This is a genomic window from Aeromonas sp. S19(2024) (assembly GCF_041402625.1).
Classification (GTDB): Bacteria; Pseudomonadota; Gammaproteobacteria; order Enterobacterales; family Aeromonadaceae; genus Aeromonas; species Aeromonas caviae.
On record NZ_JBGLQU010000001.1, the window covers coordinates 250,736 to 268,302 of the forward strand.

Annotated in this window: 17 protein-coding genes and 1 riboswitch; of the genes, 5 read left to right on the forward strand and 12 right to left on the reverse strand. The window is 61.4% G+C overall.

Annotation, left to right across the window (positions count from 1 at the left end; translation table 11 throughout):
* Nucleotides 1-3: 3 nt before the first annotated feature.
* The 7 genes from ACB037_RS01130 to moaA all read right to left on the reverse strand — a co-directional run bounded on the left by ACB037_RS01130 (nucleotide 4) and on the right by moaA (nucleotide 6,816).
* Nucleotides 4-459 carry a nitrate reductase cytochrome c-type subunit gene (locus ACB037_RS01130; RefSeq protein WP_029314277.1) on the reverse strand — a complete coding sequence of 152 codons (456 nt, stop codon included), beginning with the start codon at nucleotides 457-459 and terminating at the stop codon, nucleotides 4-6.
* Nucleotides 459-1,334, reverse strand: coding sequence for a quinol dehydrogenase ferredoxin subunit NapH (gene napH / locus ACB037_RS01135; RefSeq protein WP_319891723.1), 876 nt, complete (start codon nucleotides 1,332-1,334; stop codon nucleotides 459-461). Before napH ends, ACB037_RS01130 begins: the two co-directional genes overlap by 1 nt.
* The gene (gene napG / locus ACB037_RS01140; protein WP_069652764.1) at nucleotides 1,331-2,065 is read right to left on the reverse strand and encodes a ferredoxin-type protein NapG; all 735 of its coding nucleotides are present in this window, start codon (nucleotides 2,063-2,065) and stop codon (nucleotides 1,331-1,333) included. The genes napH and napG overlap by 4 nt, the downstream gene beginning before the upstream one ends.
* Nucleotides 2,066-2,081: 16 nt before the next feature.
* Nucleotides 2,082-4,571: a nitrate reductase catalytic subunit NapA gene (gene napA, locus ACB037_RS01145; RefSeq protein ID WP_010674155.1), complete on the reverse strand. Its 2,490-nt coding sequence runs from the start codon at nucleotides 4,569-4,571 to the stop codon at nucleotides 2,082-2,084.
* A 189-nt stretch (nucleotides 4,572-4,760) separates the two neighbouring features.
* Nucleotides 4,761-5,063 (reverse strand): chaperone NapD, encoded by a 303-nt coding sequence (locus tag ACB037_RS01150; RefSeq protein ID WP_010674154.1) that lies wholly within the window; start codon nucleotides 5,061-5,063, stop codon nucleotides 4,761-4,763.
* On the reverse strand, nucleotides 5,060-5,569 hold the full coding sequence (gene napF / locus ACB037_RS01155; RefSeq protein WP_010674153.1) for a ferredoxin-type protein NapF: 510 nt from the start codon (nucleotides 5,567-5,569) through the stop codon (nucleotides 5,060-5,062). The genes ACB037_RS01150 and napF overlap by 4 nt, the downstream gene beginning before the upstream one ends.
* Nucleotides 5,570-5,820: 251 nt before the next feature.
* Nucleotides 5,821-6,816 (reverse strand): GTP 3',8-cyclase MoaA, encoded by a 996-nt coding sequence (moaA, locus tag ACB037_RS01160; RefSeq protein WP_274449702.1) that lies wholly within the window; start codon nucleotides 6,814-6,816, stop codon nucleotides 5,821-5,823.
* Nucleotides 6,804-6,943, reverse strand: a riboswitch (molybdenum cofactor riboswitch). (Overlaps the previous gene by 13 nt.)
* 78 nt (nucleotides 6,944-7,021) lie before the next feature.
* Here moaA and narQ point away from each other — a divergent pair.
* From narQ to ACB037_RS01180, 4 genes are all read left to right on the forward strand, one after another.
* Nucleotides 7,022-8,734 (forward strand): nitrate/nitrite two-component system sensor histidine kinase NarQ, encoded by a 1,713-nt coding sequence (gene narQ / locus ACB037_RS01165; protein WP_041215515.1) that lies wholly within the window; start codon nucleotides 7,022-7,024, stop codon nucleotides 8,732-8,734.
* Entirely contained in the window at nucleotides 8,734-9,372 is a 639-nt protein-coding gene (gene narL, locus ACB037_RS01170; RefSeq protein ID WP_039038841.1) for a two-component system response regulator NarL, read from the forward strand. The genes narQ and narL overlap by 1 nt, the downstream gene beginning before the upstream one ends.
* A 146-nt stretch (nucleotides 9,373-9,518) precedes the next feature.
* Nucleotides 9,519-9,944, forward strand: a complete 426-nt coding sequence (locus ACB037_RS01175; RefSeq protein ID WP_039038868.1) for a globin domain-containing protein — start codon at nucleotides 9,519-9,521, stop codon at nucleotides 9,942-9,944.
* Between the two features lie 302 nt (nucleotides 9,945-10,246).
* A complete protein-coding gene (locus ACB037_RS01180) occupies nucleotides 10,247-10,822 on the forward strand; it encodes an LON peptidase substrate-binding domain-containing protein (RefSeq protein ID WP_041212730.1) in 576 nt (191 codons plus the stop codon).
* 272 nt (nucleotides 10,823-11,094) lie between these two features.
* Here ACB037_RS01180 and ACB037_RS01185 read toward each other — a convergent pair whose 3' ends face one another.
* Together ACB037_RS01185 and ACB037_RS01190 are read right to left on the reverse strand one after the other, a co-directional pair.
* Nucleotides 11,095-13,170, reverse strand: a complete 2,076-nt coding sequence (locus ACB037_RS01185; RefSeq protein ID WP_371174794.1) for a response regulator — start codon at nucleotides 13,168-13,170, stop codon at nucleotides 11,095-11,097.
* Nucleotides 13,171-13,188: 18 nt separating this feature from the next.
* A complete protein-coding gene (locus tag ACB037_RS01190) occupies nucleotides 13,189-14,370 on the reverse strand; it encodes an FIST signal transduction protein (protein WP_041201554.1) in 1,182 nt (393 codons plus the stop codon).
* 113 nt (nucleotides 14,371-14,483) lie between these two features.
* Between ACB037_RS01190 and yvcK the strand changes: the two genes are divergently transcribed.
* A complete protein-coding gene (yvcK, locus tag ACB037_RS01195) occupies nucleotides 14,484-15,407 on the forward strand; it encodes a uridine diphosphate-N-acetylglucosamine-binding protein YvcK (protein ID WP_029314269.1) in 924 nt (307 codons plus the stop codon).
* A 12-nt stretch (nucleotides 15,408-15,419) separates the two neighbouring features.
* Here the strand turns inward: yvcK and ACB037_RS01200 are convergent, their stop codons facing one another.
* The 3 genes from ACB037_RS01200 to lpcA all read right to left on the reverse strand — a co-directional run bounded on the left by ACB037_RS01200 (nucleotide 15,420) and on the right by lpcA (nucleotide 17,543).
* Complete coding sequence (locus ACB037_RS01200) at nucleotides 15,420-15,755, reverse strand: Hpt domain-containing protein (RefSeq protein ID WP_039038838.1); 336 nt, start codon at nucleotides 15,753-15,755, stop codon at nucleotides 15,420-15,422.
* A gap of 300 nt (nucleotides 15,756-16,055) precedes the next feature.
* Nucleotides 16,056-16,853 carry a class II glutamine amidotransferase gene (locus ACB037_RS01205; RefSeq protein WP_010674143.1) on the reverse strand — a complete coding sequence of 266 codons (798 nt, stop codon included), beginning with the start codon at nucleotides 16,851-16,853 and terminating at the stop codon, nucleotides 16,056-16,058.
* A gap of 111 nt (nucleotides 16,854-16,964) precedes the next feature.
* On the reverse strand, nucleotides 16,965-17,543 hold the full coding sequence (gene lpcA / locus ACB037_RS01210; RefSeq protein WP_010674142.1) for a D-sedoheptulose 7-phosphate isomerase: 579 nt from the start codon (nucleotides 17,541-17,543) through the stop codon (nucleotides 16,965-16,967).
* Between the last annotated feature and the right edge of the window lie 24 nt (nucleotides 17,544-17,567).

The following is a 17,567-nucleotide window of genomic DNA, read 5'->3' on the forward strand; positions in this document are numbered from 1 at the left end:
TCCTCAGTTCAGCGCTTCAACCGGTTTGAAGGTATTGTTCACCAGCGGCTTGGCATCCGCTTGCGGCACGTGGCACTGCAGACAGAAGTAGCGGCGCGGAGAGACTTCGCCCAGGGTCATGCCGTCGCGGGTCTCGAAGTGGGTGGGGCTTATCTTGGGGGCCTTCATGGCACTGGCGTTCTTGAAGCTGTGACAGGCCAGGCACTTGTTGACCTTGTTGTCCACTTCATAGTTGCGGGTGTCGTGGGGGATCAGCGGGGGCTGGTGCATGTACTGGCGATCGTAGAGGTCGCCATCCTTGCGAAAGTTCTTCATGGGGGCCGCGTCGGCATCCGTTACCAGATCCGTGCTTCCCCGCTCCGACTTGATGCCCCCCGTGCTGTTGGTGATCTCGGGGACGGCCGCCATCAAGGAACCCGCCATCAGGCAGGCCAGCATTGCTCCAATCAGCTTCTTCATTATGTGTTCTCCGACGTTTTCTCTGCCTTGACGGCAAAACCTACAGTGATTTCAAAAACTTGCTCCGCGCAGACATCGATGCAACGGCCGCAGTTGGTACACTCCTGAGCCGCAATCAAGGGCCCGTGACCACGCCTGGCACCATGAACGGGGCCGCGCAGGATGGGACGCTCCGGGCAGACCGCATAGCAATCCATGCAGTTGCTGCACCGCTCGCGCCCCGAGGCTGCAATCTTGATGAACCCGACCCGGTTGACCAGGGCATAGAAGGCCCCCACCGGACAGAGGTGGCCGCACCAGCCCCGCTCCACCACAAAAAGGTCGAACAGGAACAGCACCGCCAGCAAGGCCCAGCCCGCCCCCATGCCAAACAGCAGGCCGCGCAGGGTGAGCGACACCGGATTGACCAGCTCCCACACCAGCACGCCAGCGATGGCCGGCGCCACCAGCACCATGGCCAGCAGCCAGTAGCGGGTGGTGCGGCTGAACTGACCGTTGCCCTTGAGCCCGAGCAGCCCCCTAAGCCAGGCGGCGGCATCGGTGACCAGGTTGACCGGACAGACCCAGGAGCAGAACACCCGCCCCCCGACCAGCCAGTAACCCGCGAGCACCAGCCCGGCCCCGAGCCACAGGGTGGGGATGGGCCACTGGCCCGCCGCCAACGACTGCAACAGGGTCAGGGGATCCGTGAGGGGCACCGTCTCCAGCAGCAGGGAGCTGGAGAGGTTGCCCTTGAGGATCCAGATGCCCGCGAGCGGCCCCAGCAGGAACAGCCCCAGCACCCCGAACTGGCAAAGCCGGCGCAGCAGCAGGAAGCGGTGTGACCGCCACCAGCCCAGCCTGGCTGTGGCCTCGGCCCCTGGATACCGACTCATAGACCCTCCGGTTTGCGGGTCGGCAGGGTGAGCCTGTCGCCGATGAGCGATTTGCCCGCCTTCGCCTTCTCTTCCCAGCCGAGCCGGTAGTGGTGGCCAATCTCTCCCTTGGCGAGCTGGCGAGGCACCACCTTGATGGCCGCCTCCTCCAGCACGCAGGCGTGCTCGCACTTGCCGCAGCCGGTGCAGAGATCGCTGTGCACCGTGGGCAGGAACATGGCGTGCTTGCCGGTGCGCGGGTTATGTTGCAGCTCCAGGGTAATGGCCTTGTCGATGAGGGGACAGACCCGGTAGCAGACGTCGCAGCGCAGCCCCAGGTAGTTGAGGCAGGTCTCGTGATCGATGAGCACCGCCACTCCCATCCGCGCCTGATCGATGTCGGTCATGGCCCTATCCAGCGCCCCGCTCGGGCAGGCCACCACGCAGGGGATGTCGTCACACATCTCGCACGGGACGGCGCGCGCCTTGAAGTAGGGGGTGCCGGTGGTCACGGGTTCAAACAGCCGGGCGAGCTTGAGGGTGTCGTAGGGGCATGCCTCGACGCAGAGCCCGCAGCGCACGCAGGCGCCGAGGAACTCGGCCTCGTCGAGGGCGGCCGGCGGGCGCAGCGCCTGGGCAGGCAAAGCCTGCACCTGCTGGCGCGCCACTCCGCCGAGCCCCACACCAAGCAGGCCCACACCGCAGGCCCCCTTGGCCATGTCGGCCAGAAACTGGCGCCGACTACGACTCATCTCGCGCTCCCCCGCCTCAGGCCTTCATGACCTTGACGGCGCACTTCTTGTAATCCGTCTCCTTGGAGAGCGGATCGGTAGCGTCCAGGGTCAGCTTGTTGACCAGCTGGCTCGCGTCGAAGAAGGGCATGAACACCAGTCCCTTGGGCGGACGGTTGCGGCCCCGGGTCTCGACCCGGGTCTTCACCTCGCCCCGGCGGGAGGAGACGATCACCTCTTCCCCACGGCGCACACCGCGAGCCTTGGCATCTTCCGGGTGCATGAAGAGCACCGCATCCGGGAAGGCGCGATAGAGCTCGGGCACGCGACGGGTCATGGTGCCGGTGTGCCAGTGCTCCAGCACGCGACCGGTGGAGAGCCACATGTCGTACTCTTTGTCCGGAGCTTCGGCAGCCGGCTCATAGGGCAACGCGAAGATCACCGCCTTGCCATCGGGCTTGCCGTAGAAACGCACCCCCTCCCCCGCTTTCACATAAGGGTCAAACCCTTCGCGGTAGCGCCACAGGGTCTCCTTACCGTCCACCACAGGCCAGCGCAGGCCGCGGGCTTCGTGATACTGATCGAACGGCGCCAGGTCGTGGCCATGGCCGCGACCGAAGGAGGCGTACTCCTCGAACAGCCCCTTCTGGACGTAGAAACCAAAGTGCTCGGCCTCGTCGTTCAGGGCCCCCTTGCTCTGCTCTTTCGGGAACTGGTTCACCTGGCCGTTGGCATAGAGCACGTCGAACAGGGTCTTGCCCTTCACTTCCGGCATCTTGGCAATCAACTCAGCCGGCCACACCTCTTCCACGGTGAAGCGTTTGGAGAATTCCATCAGCTGCCACAGGTCGGACTTGGCCCCTTCCGGTGCCTTCACCTGCTGGTGCCAGAACTGGGTGCGACGTTCGGCGTTGCCATAGGCCCCCTCTTTCTCCACCCACATGGCGGTGGGCAGGATGAGGTCGGCCGCCTGGGCGGTCACAGTCGGATAAGGGTCGGAGACCACGATGAAGTTGGCCGGGTTGCGATAACCGGGCAGCGCCTCTTCGTTCATGTTCGGGCCGGCCTGCATGTTGTTGTTGCACATCACCCAGTAGGCGTTGAGCTTGCCGTCTTTCAGCATGCGGTTTTGCAGCACGGCGTGGTAGCCCACCTGCTCCGGGATGGTGCCTTCCGGCAGCTTCCAGATCTTCTCGGCGATGGCGCGGTGTTTGGGATCAGTGACCACCATGTCCGCCGGCAGACGGTGGGCGAAGGTACCCACTTCACGGGCGGTACCGCAGGCGGAGGGCTGGCCGGTCAGGGAGAAGGGGCCGGAGCCTGGCTGGGAGATCTTGCCGGTCAGCAGGTGGATGTTGTAGCAGAGGTTGTTGGCCCAGACGCCACGGGTGTGCTGGTTGAACCCCATGGTCCAGTAGGAGACCACCTTCTTGTCCGGATCCGCATAGATCTGGGCCAGCTTCTCGAGCTTGTCCTTGGGCACGCCGGAGAGCTTGGAGACGGACTCCAGATCGTAATCCGCCACGAACTTGGCGAAGTCCTCGAAGCTCATGGGGGTGGAGTCGCCACTGTCCGGGTTCTTGGCCTTTTGCTGCAGCGGGTTGGTGGGACGCAGGCCGTAGCCGATGTCGGTCACTCCTTTGCGGAACTGGGTGTGCTTGTTGACGAACTCCCAGTTCACCTTGTCGTTCTGGATGATGTAGTTGGCGATGTAGTTGAGGATCGCCAGATCGGTCTGGGGGGTGAACACCAGTCCGTTGTCCGCCAGCTCGAAGCTGCGGTGCTCGAAGGTGGAGAGCACGTGCACCTGCACATCCTGGTGGGACAGACGGCGATCGGAGATGCGCGACCAGAGGATGGGGTGCATCTCGGCCATGTTGGAGCCCCACAGCACGAAGGCGTCGGCCTGCTCGATGTCGTCGTAGCAGCCCATGGGTTCATCCATGCCGAAAGTACGCATGAAGCCCACTACCGCGGAGGCCATGCAGTGACGGGCATTGGGATCCAGGTTGTTGGAGCGCAGGCCTGCCTTCATCAGCTTGGCGGCGGCATAGCCTTCCCAGACGGTCCACTGGCCGGAGCCGAACATGCCGACGGCGGTCGGGCCCTTCTCTTTCAGGGTCGCCTTGAACTTCTCGGCCATGATGTCGAAGGCCTGATCCCAACTGATGGGGGCGAAGTTGCCGTTCTTGTCGAACTTGCCGTTCGTCATGCGCAGCATGGGCTGGGTCAGGCGATCCTCCCCGTACATGATCTTGGAGAGGAAGTAGCCCTTGATGCAGTTCAGGCCACGGTTGACCGGTGCATCGGGATCCCCCTGGGTCGCCACGACGCGGCCAGCCTGGGAGCCCACCAGCACGGAGCAGCCGGTCCCGCAGAAGCGGCACGGCGCCTTGTCCCAGGTGATGGCGGTCTTGTCGGTACTGGTGATCAGGTTCGCCGCCAGAGTGGGGGCACTGACACCGGCCACGGCAGCGGCTGCCGCCACCGCATTGGCCTTCATAAAGTCGCGTCGACTCAGCTTCATGACATATCCTCGCATTGCTTAATCACATCAATGACAGCCATTGTGACGAGCCGCGCTGGCTCAGCTCCATGGCGCTTTATTCCTTTGCTCTGGGCTTTTCGTTCATCGAACGCAGACAACAGACCCGGCATCCCGTGTATTACTCGTGGCGGTCAGCGAACGACTCTTGCGCTTCTGCCACATGACGCCTTATTCCCCATCTTCGGCGTCCATTTCATCGAACTGGTGGTAGATCAGGGCCGCAGAGAGCACCCCGGGCAACCCCTGAATGGTGTCGATGGCCGCCATGATGGGGCGCTGGCTCGGCCCCTCCAGGGTCACCACCAGCTTGCCCTCCTCGCTGACGGCGTGGATCTCGGCCCCGTCCAGGGTCGCAATCCGCTCTGCCAGGGCGTGGCGCAGATCGGGCTGGGTCAGCACCACCAGGCTGGATACATGGAACTCTTCTCGCGTCATATCACCGTTTTCCAACTTGTTCGTCTCTTGGGTCATCGCGAAGCCTCGCCACGAGACAGACCGATGCTGATGCTGCCCACCGGGCAATCCGCCACGCAGGCCCCGCAGCCGTTGCACGACTCGGCATGGATGCTGGGGGTGGGTACGCGCCCCAGCCGGGGGGAAAAGCGGATGGCCTGCTGCTCGCAGCTGTCCTGACAGCGCTGGCAGAACACCTGGGCCGTGGCCAGACAGCCCGCCTCGATATGGGCCACATACTCCCAGGGTGTCTGGGTTGTCGGCCTGAACACCGGCGCCTGGCAGGCGCTGACGCACTCGGTGCAGAAGGTGCACTCGCCGCGGTGAAAATCCACCGTGGGGAAGCCCCCGTCTCCCTTGATCAGGATCTGCTCCGGACAGGCCGCCAGACAGTCGCCGCAGCGGGTGCAGCCGGCCACGAACTCGTCCCAGGAGACGGACCAGGGCAACTGGATCCCGGCCTTGGGGGCGCTCAGGCGTCCCCGAAACAGGCCTCTGCGTGACAAGTTGACCCCGTCGGTCATATCGACTCCTCTTTTCGGGGGCGGATGCCCCCGCGCGGATCCCGTGACTGGCATTTTCAATACCAATTATAAGCGTGGGTGTATATTGCGGCCCTGACAAGTCAGGGGATATACCACCAGGGAGATAAACAGGGGGGATTCTTGCGCTGGATCAAACCCTTGGCGCAATTAGACACAGCAGGGGCAAGGTAAATTACCCCTATGTGAGGATTGATAATTAATCGAAGGTTATTTGAGGTGCACGGCGGCTGTCAGCCGCCGATGGAGGCCAGGTGAGGGGTCATGCCTGCATTGCCTTCATGGAGGCGATGGGTGGCGGCCTTGCCGGTCAGCGCCTGGCGAATACGCCATTGTAGCGCCTCCTGCTGGCTGTCATCGGTGAGCAGATCCCGCAGTTCCACCCCGTTGTCGCCAAAGAGACACAGGTGCAGCTTGCCCTTGGAGGAGACCCGCAGCCGGTTGCAACCGGCGCAAAAATCCTTGCTGTAGGGCATGATGAGCCCCACCCCGCCCCTCGAGTCCGGGTGCGTGAACACCTGGGCAGGGCCATCATCCAGGCCGCGCAGCTGCTGCACCCAGCCGCTCTTTTGCAGACGCTGCTTGATGAGTTCACCGCTGGTATGGTGATCGCGAAACAGGGCGTCCATCTCGCCGGTCTGCATCAGTTCGATGAAACGAAGCTCGATGGGTTTGTCCCGGATCCAGGCGAGGAATGTCTCGAGCTGATGATCATTGAGCCCCTTGAGCAGCACGGCGTTGATCTTGACCGACCGGAAACCGGCACTCAGGGCGGCGTCTATCCCCGCCATCACCTCCGCCAGCTTGTTCTCGCCGGTGATCTGGTGGAACTGACGGGGATCCAGGCTGTCGACGCTGACGTTCAGGGCCGTCAGCCCCGCATCGAACCACTCGCGGGCACGCTCCTTGAGGCGATACCCGTTGGTGGTCATGGCCACCTTCTCGATGCCGGGGGTATTGGCCACGGTCTCGATGATGGCCGTGAAGTCGCGGCGCAGGGAGGGCTCGCCTCCGGTCAGACGCACCTTGCGCGTCCCCATGGCGGCAAACCCGGAGACGACGCGACGGATCTCCTCCAGGGAGAGGAAGGACTGGCGCCCCTCACCATCTCCTTTCGGCGGCTGATAGCCGTCCGGCAGACAGTAGGTACAGCGGAAATTGCAGACGTCGGTGACCGACAGACGCAAATAGTAAAAGCGACGGGAAAAACCATCTTCAAGTGGCAACATAAACACCTTTCCAAATACGGGAGGCCAGGGCATTTCTTTCCTGACCCTTTCAGCTCGAACATCGGCTGACGGCGATCTCCCCCTATCTCAATGACTTAGGCAAAATCGCTCGGAGTTCATCTAGTTTTTCGATGCTAGCACAACTTGGAGTACACTCCCATGCTACTTTGTGGGGTCTTTGTGGGTGAAAAGGGAGCCGGTCGGCATGGGAAAATGGTTCAGAGTGCAGTCGGTCAGCAGCGCCATCGGTCGCTCCATGGTGCTGATCCTGTTCATGGCCAGCCTGATCGCCGTGGTGGCCATGGTCACCCTCTTCTATTCGGTTCCCGATGCCAAAGCCATCAACCTGTCGGGATCCCTGCGCATGCAGGCCTACCGCATGGCCTATGAAATCGAGAAGGATCAGGTCGTCCTCGGCCGGCTCGCCCAGTTTGAACAGACCCTTCATGCCCCCGAGCTGCAGGAGACCCAGCGCTGGATCACGCCCGCCTCCCTGCGCCGCACCTATGGTGAAGTCCTGCTGCAATGGCAAGTGATGCGCGAACACATCGAGAATGCCACCCCCAGCCGTTATACCGACAATACGGAACAGTTCGTCGCCGCCATCGATGACTTCGTCAACCAGATGCAGTACCACGTGGAGTTCAAGGTGCGCATGCTGGCGCTGGCCGAGGGGCTAGGGCTGCTCGCCATCATCACCATCGCCTGGTGCACGGTGCGCTTCACTCGCCAGCAGGTGGTGGCGCCCCTGAATCAGCTGGTCTATTGCGCACGCCAGATCCAGCGTCAGGAATTCGATCTCACCCTGCCCCCTCACTGTGAAAACGAGCTGGGAGAGCTGTCGGGGGCGTTCGCGACCATGGCCGACGAGCTTGGCAAACTCTACCGGGAGCTGGAGAGCAAGGTGGAGGAGAAAACGGCCAAGCTGCAACAGGCCAACGACACCCTCTCCTTCCTCTATTCCACCGCCCAGAAACTGCACGCGGCGCCACTCAGCCGCCGCACCCTGCAAAAGCTGCTGGAGCGGGCCGCCGCCCACCAGCACATCGAGTACATCCGCCTCACCCGCTTCGAGCACAATGCGATGCCGGTTTACATCACTGGGCGCAAGGGGTGGCCGGGGGATCTGGACGCCGTGGTGAGCTTCTACCTGCAGATGGATGACGAGGAGTACGGCCGGCTCGACATGATAAGCGACCACCCCATCGACGAGCGGCTGATGAAGAACTTCTCCATGCTGCTGGCCCAGGTGCTGCACAAGGATCAGACCCTGCTGCAGCACCAGCGCCTGCTGCTGATGGAAGAACGCGCCGTCATCGCCCGTGAACTGCACGACTCCCTCGCCCAGGCCCTCTCTTACCTGAAGATCCAGGCCACGCTGCTCAAACGCTCCTTCGCCAAGGGGGACAGGGCCAAGACCGAAGCAGCCATGGAGCAGATCGACGAGGGACTCAGCAATGCCTATACCCAGTTGCGCGAACTGCTCGGCACCTTCCGCCTCAGCATCGGCGATGCCAACCTGGGTGAAGCCATCGCGGTCATGCTCGAGCAGCTCAAACCCCAGACGCACGCCGACATCAGACTCCAGTACGGACTGACGGACACCGACCTTGAAGCGGGGCAGCACATCCACATCCTGCAGCTGATCCGTGAGGCAGTGCTCAATGCCATCAAGCATGCCAGCGCGCGGCACATTGACGTTAGCTGTGAGACCCTGGCTGATGGTAACATCCAGGTTCAGATTGCAGACGATGGTGTTGGAATAAGGGGCGCAAGCTCGGCGGTGAATCACTACGGTCTCAGCATCATGAATGAACGCGCCAGCAAATTGCGCGGCCAGTTGACCATCAGTGAACCGCCCTCCGGGGGCACCCGCATACACCTGACCTTTCCCACCAGCCTAACAAGAGACGCCTGATGGACGAGATGAAATACAGTGTTCTGGTCGTGGATGACCACCCCCTGATGCGCAAGGGAATTGTGCAACTGCTGGAGTTGGAAGATAACATCGACGTGGTTGGCGAGGCTTCCAACGGCACCGACGCCGTGGCCATGGCCAAGGAGTCCGAACCGGACCTCATCCTGCTCGACCTCAACATGAAGGGGTTGTCAGGTCTCGATACCCTCAAGGCGCTGCGGGCCGAAGAGGTGACTTCCCGCGTGGTGATCCTGACCGTCTCTGACGCCCGCCAGGATGTGGTTGCCCTGCTCAAGGCAGGCGCGGACGGATATCTGCTCAAGGACACCGAGCCTGACATGCTGCTGGCCCAGCTGGCTGACGTGATGACCGGCAAGCAGATCCTGAGCGAGCCGCTACGTCCCTATCTCGAGAACATCTACGAGCTGGACCACCTGCAGCAGAAGCTGGAGAGCCTGACCCGACGCGAGATGCAGATCATGCGTGAAATCGCCAAGGGGTTGTCCAACAAGCAGGTCGCCTCCGTGCTCCATATCTCCGAGGGAACCGTCAAGGTCCACGTCAAGAGCCTGCTGAAAAAGCTCGAGGCCCAAAGCCGCGTCGAAGCAGCCGTCATGTACCTGGAACAGCGCAACTGAGGTCCCGGCCTCCTACCAGCAAGGGGTCACCATCCGTGCCTCCTTGCTGGCCCCCTCTTCTTTTCCCCAAATGGCGCGGAACCCAGTGCTCTATTGAGTAGATGGATTATTATTTTCATGACATCGCACGGGAAGGAAACATCGACATGACCTTTGAGCAGATAGAGCTGGTCCAGAAAGCCTGGGGCAGGGTGAGCGCCCTGAACAACAGCTATGTCCAGGAGGTGTATGAAGAGCTGTTCAGATTGTCCCCCGAACTCAGGGCCCTCTTTCCCCCACATCAGGAGCTGCCTGTTGCCAAGGTGTCGGACACCCTGAACACCGTCATCACCAGCCTCTCCCAGCTGGATGCACTGGGTTTCATCATTCGCGATCTCGGCAGGCGTCACCAGCGATTCAACGTTCAACCCCACCAGTTTGCGCTGCTCAAACAGGCGCTGACCCAGGTACTGGCACGGCGTCTCGGCAGTGGTTTTACCCCTGCACTGGCACAGGCCTGGTCGCAGATGTATGACGAAATAGCCGCCCTGATGCTGGACGGCATGACACAGCACACCGAATTCACCACCTGATCCCCTGGCCTTTGTCTCCAATCGCTGAATGGGTCTGCAACAGGCATTTTGCATGAATCAAATTTGCAATATGCGAAAATAGACTCATTCTGCACACGGGGTATGTTCGGCGCCCTAACACCTCACCTGAATCCCTTTTACACTGCCTTGCCTGCATTCGTGATACAAAATCACAATAGATTGATTTTAAATGGATATTAAAAATAACCACGGGAAATGGCTCACCCCTTCACCACGCCACCTCTCTCTGGCACGGTCACTGCATTGTCACATTCAGCAATGACTGATTAGGAGGATGGAACATGAAACTTCAACAACTGGCACTGTTCCCCTTGCCGTCCCACATTCTGCCCGGCGGCAAGCTCCCCCTTCGCCTGTTCGAGCCGCGCCACCTGCAGATGCTCAAGGAGTCCTTCCTCGAGGATCGTGGCTTTGGCATCGTGATGGAAGAGACCACCAGTACGGGCACCTGCGGACGGATTCTCCCGGTCGGAACCCGCGTCAAGGTGACTGATTTTTATACCCTCAACGACGGTTTGCTCGGGGTCACCGTGCTCGGCCTTGAACGCTTCTGCATCCACGAGATGGAAACGGATGACGCAGGCCTCAGGCACGCCCAGGTCGAGCCGCTGCCCAACTGGCCGAGTGCGGATTCTGATGTCAGCGACAACCAGCTGGTCAGCCGATTGAGAGAGGTCTTTGCACAATACCCGGAACTGGATGAGCTCTACCCGGACAAGCAGTTCGACGATGCAGCCTGGCTCTGCCAACGCTGGCTCGAGATCCTGCCCATGCCGATCTATGAAAAACAGATGTTGATTGCCAAACAGAACAGTGAAGCGGCGCGCCAGTTCTTGCGCCGACTGATCGCACAGTGAGTCAAAGAGTGAGTCAACGGTTGTTTTGCAAAACGCGAATTCTCGGCACTGCATTCTTATAATGAAAAAATGAGAATTGCATTTTGCAATCACGGTAGCGATAAATAACACACAATTCAGCTACAGGCCGCAAATAACAGGTTTTGAAAAGTTGGCACGACTTTTTCATATAAAACCGTACAACCCGATTTATCCCGTGCTCTCTTCAGTATTTGCTGAAGAATTGGTCAACCACCAGGTTGACCATTTTTTTTACCCAAAATCGGCCGGCATCACCTGCAATGGCGGAGCAGGCAGCTTCGCAGCCTGGCAAGACTGATGGGTTTGGCCAGAAAATCGTTCATGCCCTGGGCAAGGCAGCGGGCCCTGTCCTCCATCATGGCATTGGCCGTCAACGCGACGATGGGCACCTCGTACCCCATGTCCCGCAGGCGCCGGGTCGCCTCCAGCCCATCCATCTGCGGCATCCGCATATCCATCAGGACAAGGTCCGGCTGCTGCTTCGCCACCTGTGCCAGGGCCTCCAGCCCATTGCCTGCCAGCCTCACCCTGCACACCAGCTTCTGCAACATCAGGGATACCACCAGCTGATTGACCGGACTGTCTTCCACCACCAGCACATCCAGCTCCAGTCTGGCGCACTCTTCACTATCGGGGGCGGCGGCCGGAGCACAGGGAGAGGCCATCCCGGGCAGCTCGAACCAGAAGCAGCTTCCCAGCCCAGGCGTGCTCTGCACGCAAATGTCTCCCCCCATCAGCTGCACCAGCCGCCTGCAGATGGCCAGCCCGAGCCCCGAGCCGGAGAAGCGGCGGGTTGCCGAACTGTCGACCTGATAGAAGGGTTCGAACAGCAACGCCTGATCCTCGGTGGAGATGCCGATCCCCGTGTCGCTGACCATGACCCCCAGCTTTTCCTCCTCCCAGGTCAACGCCAGACGCACGCTGCCGACGGAGGTGAACTTCACGGCATTGCCAAGCAGGTTGCCTATCACCTGGGAGAGGCGGACGGCATCCCCTTGAAGGCGTTCGGGGAGCGTCTCATCCAGATGCCAGTGCAGAGTGATGCCCTTGGCACTGGCCTGTGCCTGCAAGGGCTCCACCAGGGCACGGCACAGCTCGGCTGGCTGAAAGGGTTCACAGTGCAGCGTCAGGGTATGTGACTCTATTTTCGAGAAATCGAGCACATCGTCGATGATGGTCTGCAACAGATGCGCAGAGTGGGTGGCATGGCCGATGAGGGTCTGTTGCGGAGTGTCGAGCCGGCCGTGCTGCAGCAGATCCAGCATCCCCAGCACGGCGTTCATGGGAGAGCGGATCTCGTGGGTCATCATGGCGAGGAACTGGGATTTGGCACGGTTGGCCGTCTCGGCATCGTCCCGCGCCCGCGCCAGCTCCTGCTCGCGGCGGATCTGGCTGCCTATCTCCCGCGCCGTGCCCCGATAGCCGAGGAAGCGGCCACCGGCATCATGGCAAGGCTCCGCATTGATCTCCATCCAGCAAGGCCCGCCCGCCAGCATCACCTGGGCCCGCATTCCCCGCACCGGCAGATGGTGGGCGATCAGGTGCCGGTAGTGGCTCCAGGCCGGGTCCTGCTTGTCGTGGGCAAAATCATAGAGGCTTCTCCCCGTCTGGCAGGCCAGCACCTCCCCCTGATAGCCAGGGGCAGAGACATAGCTGAGCCTGTGCTGGGGGTCGGTCTCCCAGAACCAGTCGGAGGCCATGGCGGCAAAACTGCGAAAACGCTGTTCGCTGGCCTGCAGGGCCAGGGTCTTGAGGTCAACCTGTTCTTGCAGGCGAGCCCGATAGGCGATGTTGACCAGGGCCTGGGAGATGAGCGGGCGACAACGCTGCATCGCCGCCTTGCTCTTGAGATCGAAGGTGCCCGCCACGCCGTGCCGGCAGATGAGCACACCGGAAAACCCCGGTCCCTGCAAGCCTGTCATCATGACGCTGGCCCAGCCTGGCGCCCCCGCCAGCGGCGCCAGCTCAGGCAGTTGGGCGGGATCATAGATGACCAGAGTCTCCCCCTCGATGGCCCTGGAGAAGAGCGGTGTCAGCGACCAGGTCCGGCCTACCTCGTCCGGCTGGGTGCTCAGATGGGTGCTGCCCCTCACGGCCTCCCAGGCAACCACGTCCGCCTGTTCGAATCCGATAAAGGGCTTGAGAGCAAGAATGAGACTCTCCAGTACCTGCTCCAGACTCTGGGCCTGTGCCAGGGTCGCCACCCCGCACAGCAGGGCTTGGGACTCCTCCCGATATCTGGCCTCCCGCTCCCGGCAACGCATCAGCTCCACCAGCGTGGTTTGCAGTTTGTCGCCCAGGGTTTCGAGTTCGCTATTGCCTATCATCTTGAATCCAGCACAGTGTCAGCTCTCGAGGAAGATTACGCTCGACACCATGAGGTTGCCGTGCGCCAGCTCACCATGGGGTAATCGTCCCTGTTCACCGAAGGTAAAGGGCGTGATGAAGGGGATCTCACCCAGCCTCTGACTGAATTGACTGACGATGTCCCCCAGCCTGTCCCCCAGTGCCAGCCGACAACCGGCACAAAACACCACCAGGGCGCCAAAGGGGCGCATATTGCTCGCCATGCCATATTCAGGCTCGATATTCACCGCATTCAGGCTGCGCTGCAACAACCCTTCCTGGCTGCTGTACATGAGCAGCAGTCGCTCTCCCAGTCGGGTCTCGGTAAAGAGGCGCAGCCCCTCCCGCGCCGTCACCGCCTCGGGATGGGAGAGCTTGTAGTAGGGCAGGTCATCGAGCATGCCGACCTGACGGGCCAGTGGCGAGAGCGTCGTCTCCCTGAGGATGGGGCCCACCGGCCAGGGCGTCGCACGCTCGGTCCAGCGACCATAGACCCGGGCCGCCGGCTCGTGATCGATGGTCAGCACCTCCCGCCCGTCTATCCCGGTAATGATGCCGCGACACTCGGTGGGTACATAACCTGAATGAAACTGGAACGCCAGTTGGCAATCGGGGTAAAGCACCGCCAACACGCACCCTTGTGATCCCTCCCCTTCGTCCCAGCACAGCTGCCACTGCCCGGCCACGCCGTCGTCTGCCGCCGACCCGCCGACGACGGGAACGGTCGCGCCAAACTCGGCGTCGATCCCCGCGAGCACAACCTCCTCCAGCCCCGGGCTGGTGTGCAGCAACACGAGCTGCGGCAGCTCTCCCGGTCGGCCACCATCGGCGATGGCGCGGCGCAGCAATGCCCGCACATCCGGTTGATCCCCCATCTGGCCAGCCACGCCATAGGCCCCCTTGTCATCATAAAGGGCGGCGACCGACAGGCTCCAGCCATGCCGACCATGATGGCCATCCTGGGTCAGGATACCGCCGCAGGAGCTGCAACCGATCAGCCGGGTATCGGGAAAACGTGCCTTGAGCGCACGGCGCAGTTCCGCCGCCTCGTGTGCTTGGGTAAAATAGACCAGCAACAGCGATGGAACATGGGATGACTGGGCATGCAACCGCTCTGTAACTTGTTGGGCGGCCAGTGGGGTCGTCTCGGCAAGCGAGTGAGCCGTCAGGAAGTTCAACATCGTCTCCTAGGGGTACGGGATGCTGGCATCAAGCAAAAATCATACCCTTATCAAACAATTACCTGGCCATGGAGACTAGAATGGTGCTCACTGGCCTCCCACGGGATCACTGCATGTGGCAGAAAAATATCAATGACTTCGACCGGGTTGTCGCCATCGGCGGCGGGCACGGTATGGGCCGGGTGCTCTCTTCCCTGTCGTTCTTGGGATCCCGGCTGACGGGCATCGTCACCACCACGGATGATGGCGGCTCCACCGGACGCCTGCGCAAAAGCCAGGAGTGCATCGCCTGGGGGGATCTGCGCAACTGCCTCAACCAGCTGGTGACCACCCCCAGCATCGGTAGCCAGCTGTTCGAGCACCGCTTTACCGGCCGCGGCGAGCTCGCGGGCCACAACCTCGGCAACCTGATGCTGCTGGCCCTCGACAACCTCTGCGTGCGCCCCCTGGATGCCATCCGGCTCATCAGCGACATGCTGGAAATTGAACCCAATCTGCTGCCCATGTCCGAGCATCCCACCGATCTGTGCGCCCACACCGTCTGTGGCGATCAGATCCTGGGGGAGGTCTCCATCGATCAGCTCACCACGCCGCCACGGGCCCTGAGCCTGAAACCGGTCGTGCCCGCCACGCGCGAAGCGGTCGAGGCGCTGAGCCAGGCCGACATGATCATCCTGGGGCCGGGCAGCTTCCTCACCTCCATCATGCCTCCTCTGCTGCTGCGCGAAATTGCGGAGGCGATCCGCAGCAGCCGCGCCATCGTCGTGTTCATCAGCAATCTGGTGGACGAAGAGGGTCCGGCAGGCCAGTTGTCACTGTCCAGTCAACATCGTTGGCTGGAAGAGCGGATAGGCAGCGGCCGGATCGATGCCATTCTGGCTCCCGAGGGCCCCCAGGTACCCGAGCTGCAGCACTGCCTCGTTCGGGCCGAGCTGGGTGAAGCGGCCCTCCCCCACCGCCACGACCGCCTCAAGCTGCGGCTCGCACTCGACACCGTGATCCTGAGCAGGCTTGGCGAGCGCGACATGGCGGGCTGATGCCCCTCTGGATCAGTGAAACTGGGCCAGATGGGTGAAGACCTGGGGCAGGGAGTGCTCCAGCTCAGCCAGCAGTCTGCCGGCCTCTTGCTCATCTTCCCGGCGACAGGCGGACTCCAGATCCATCACCTGCTGATAGCTGGGTTTGGCGCCATAGCTGCCACAGGACGATTTCATGCTGTGGGCAACACGCGCTAGGGCTGACCAGTCCCGCTGCTCAAAAAGCGGTCTTAATTGGGCCAACTGCTCGCCTACCTCTTCGACAAACACCGAGATGACGACCGGCATCATCTCGTGACCGATGTCATCTGCCAGTTGTCGCAGCACTTTCTGATCCAGCCACTCCATCTTCTCTTCCCTATGATGGTATTCAAACAGACCACAATATAGCGGACCCACAGCCCCGCTGTCACCCGCCCTTCGGGCATGCCCGTATCGCTCCGGATGCTCTTGGGACACCAGAATGTGAGCAGCTTCAAGTTATCGGTATGTCAGTCAGAATGGAGAGAGATAAAGGTTGTCACAAAATTAACATTAAAGTAACAATGCAACCCATGAGAATGATGCGGCTCAGCAACACCTCTCTCATCCCTTTTTGCCTGTATGGCTGCTGCGAAGAACCAGGGTAGACATCTACCCTGGTATTTTTTATTTCTGGTTCAACAAGTTGGCTGCATTGCCATATTCCAGCTCGCCCAGCCTGAACAGGCAGAACTCCCCGGGCACCATCTTCACCCAATTCTCGTTGCCGGTGAGCGGCCGGGTGGCGATCAGGGTCACCACATCGTTCGGCGTGGTTTCACTCTGAAAGTCGATGGCCACATCCTCATCCAGCAGACGGGCTTCGCCAAAGGGAGCCCTGCGCGTCAACCAGTAAAGATTGTTGCTGCAATAGGTCATCACGAACTCTCCGTCCGACAGCAGCATGTTGAACACCCCGAGCCCGCGCAGCTCGTCGCACAGGGTCGCGAGGTAGCGGAACATGGCGGGGAAATTTGCCGGCCGTTTGGGGTACTTGTGCTCCAGCCTGTCGAGCAGCCAGCAGAAGGCGTGCTCGCTGTCGGTGTCGCCGACCGGACGGTGCCGCCCCGTGGGTAGCCTCTTGTAACCGGTCAACTGGCCATTGTGGGCAAAGGTCCAGTAACGGCCCCACAGTTCTCGGGTAAAGGGGTGGGTGTTTTCCAGGGAGACACACCCCCGGTTCGCCTGCCGGATATGGCTGACCACGGCACGGCTCTTGATGGGCAGTGCCTGGACCAGCTTGGCGATGGGAGACTGGGCGCTGGGTTCGGGATCCTTGAAGGTGCGAAAACCCCGCCCCTCATAGAAGGTGATCCCCCAGCCATCCTTGTGGGGACCGGTCTTGCCGCCCCGCAGCATCAGCCCGGTAAAGCTGAAGCAGATGTCGGTCGGCACATTGGCACTCATGCCGAGCAGTTCGCACATATACCATCCACTCCCTGAATGTCTTGACTCTGGTTTCGTCAATCAACCGTCACGGCTGGATGAGAGGGCCGGTATGGTCACCCATCCCCCCTCTCAATCCCGGATCGTTGATTACTTGGCCATCTCTTTTTCAACCAGCTGGATCAGGATGTGGATCACCTTGATGTGCACTTCCTGGATGCGGTCGGCATAACCGAAGTGCGGCACACGGATCTCCACATCGGCCAGACCAGCCATCTTGCCGCCGTCCTTGCCGGTCAGGGCAATCACCTTCATCCCTTTGGCACGGGCCGCCTCGATGGCTTTGAGGATGTTGCCGGAGTTACCGCTGGTGGAGATGCCGAGCAGCACGTCACCACGGCGGCCGACGGCCTCCACATAGCGGGAGAAGACATAGTCATAGCCAAAGTCGTTGGAGACGCAGGAGAGGTGGCTGGGATCGGAGATGGCGATGCCGGCATAGCCTGGGCGGTTCTCGCGGTACCGACCGGTCAGCTCCTCGGCAAAGTGCATGGCATCGCAGTGGGAGCCGCCGTTGCCGCAGGAGAGTACCTTGCCTTCCTGCTTGAAGGAGTCGGCGAGCAGCCTGGCCGCCGCCTCGATGTTTTTCAGATTTTGCTCATCTGCCAGGAACGCCTGAAGCACGCTGGCAGCTTCGGTCAACTCGTTGCGGATCAGTTCTTGGTACATGGTTCTTGAAATCTCGTCGTCCAA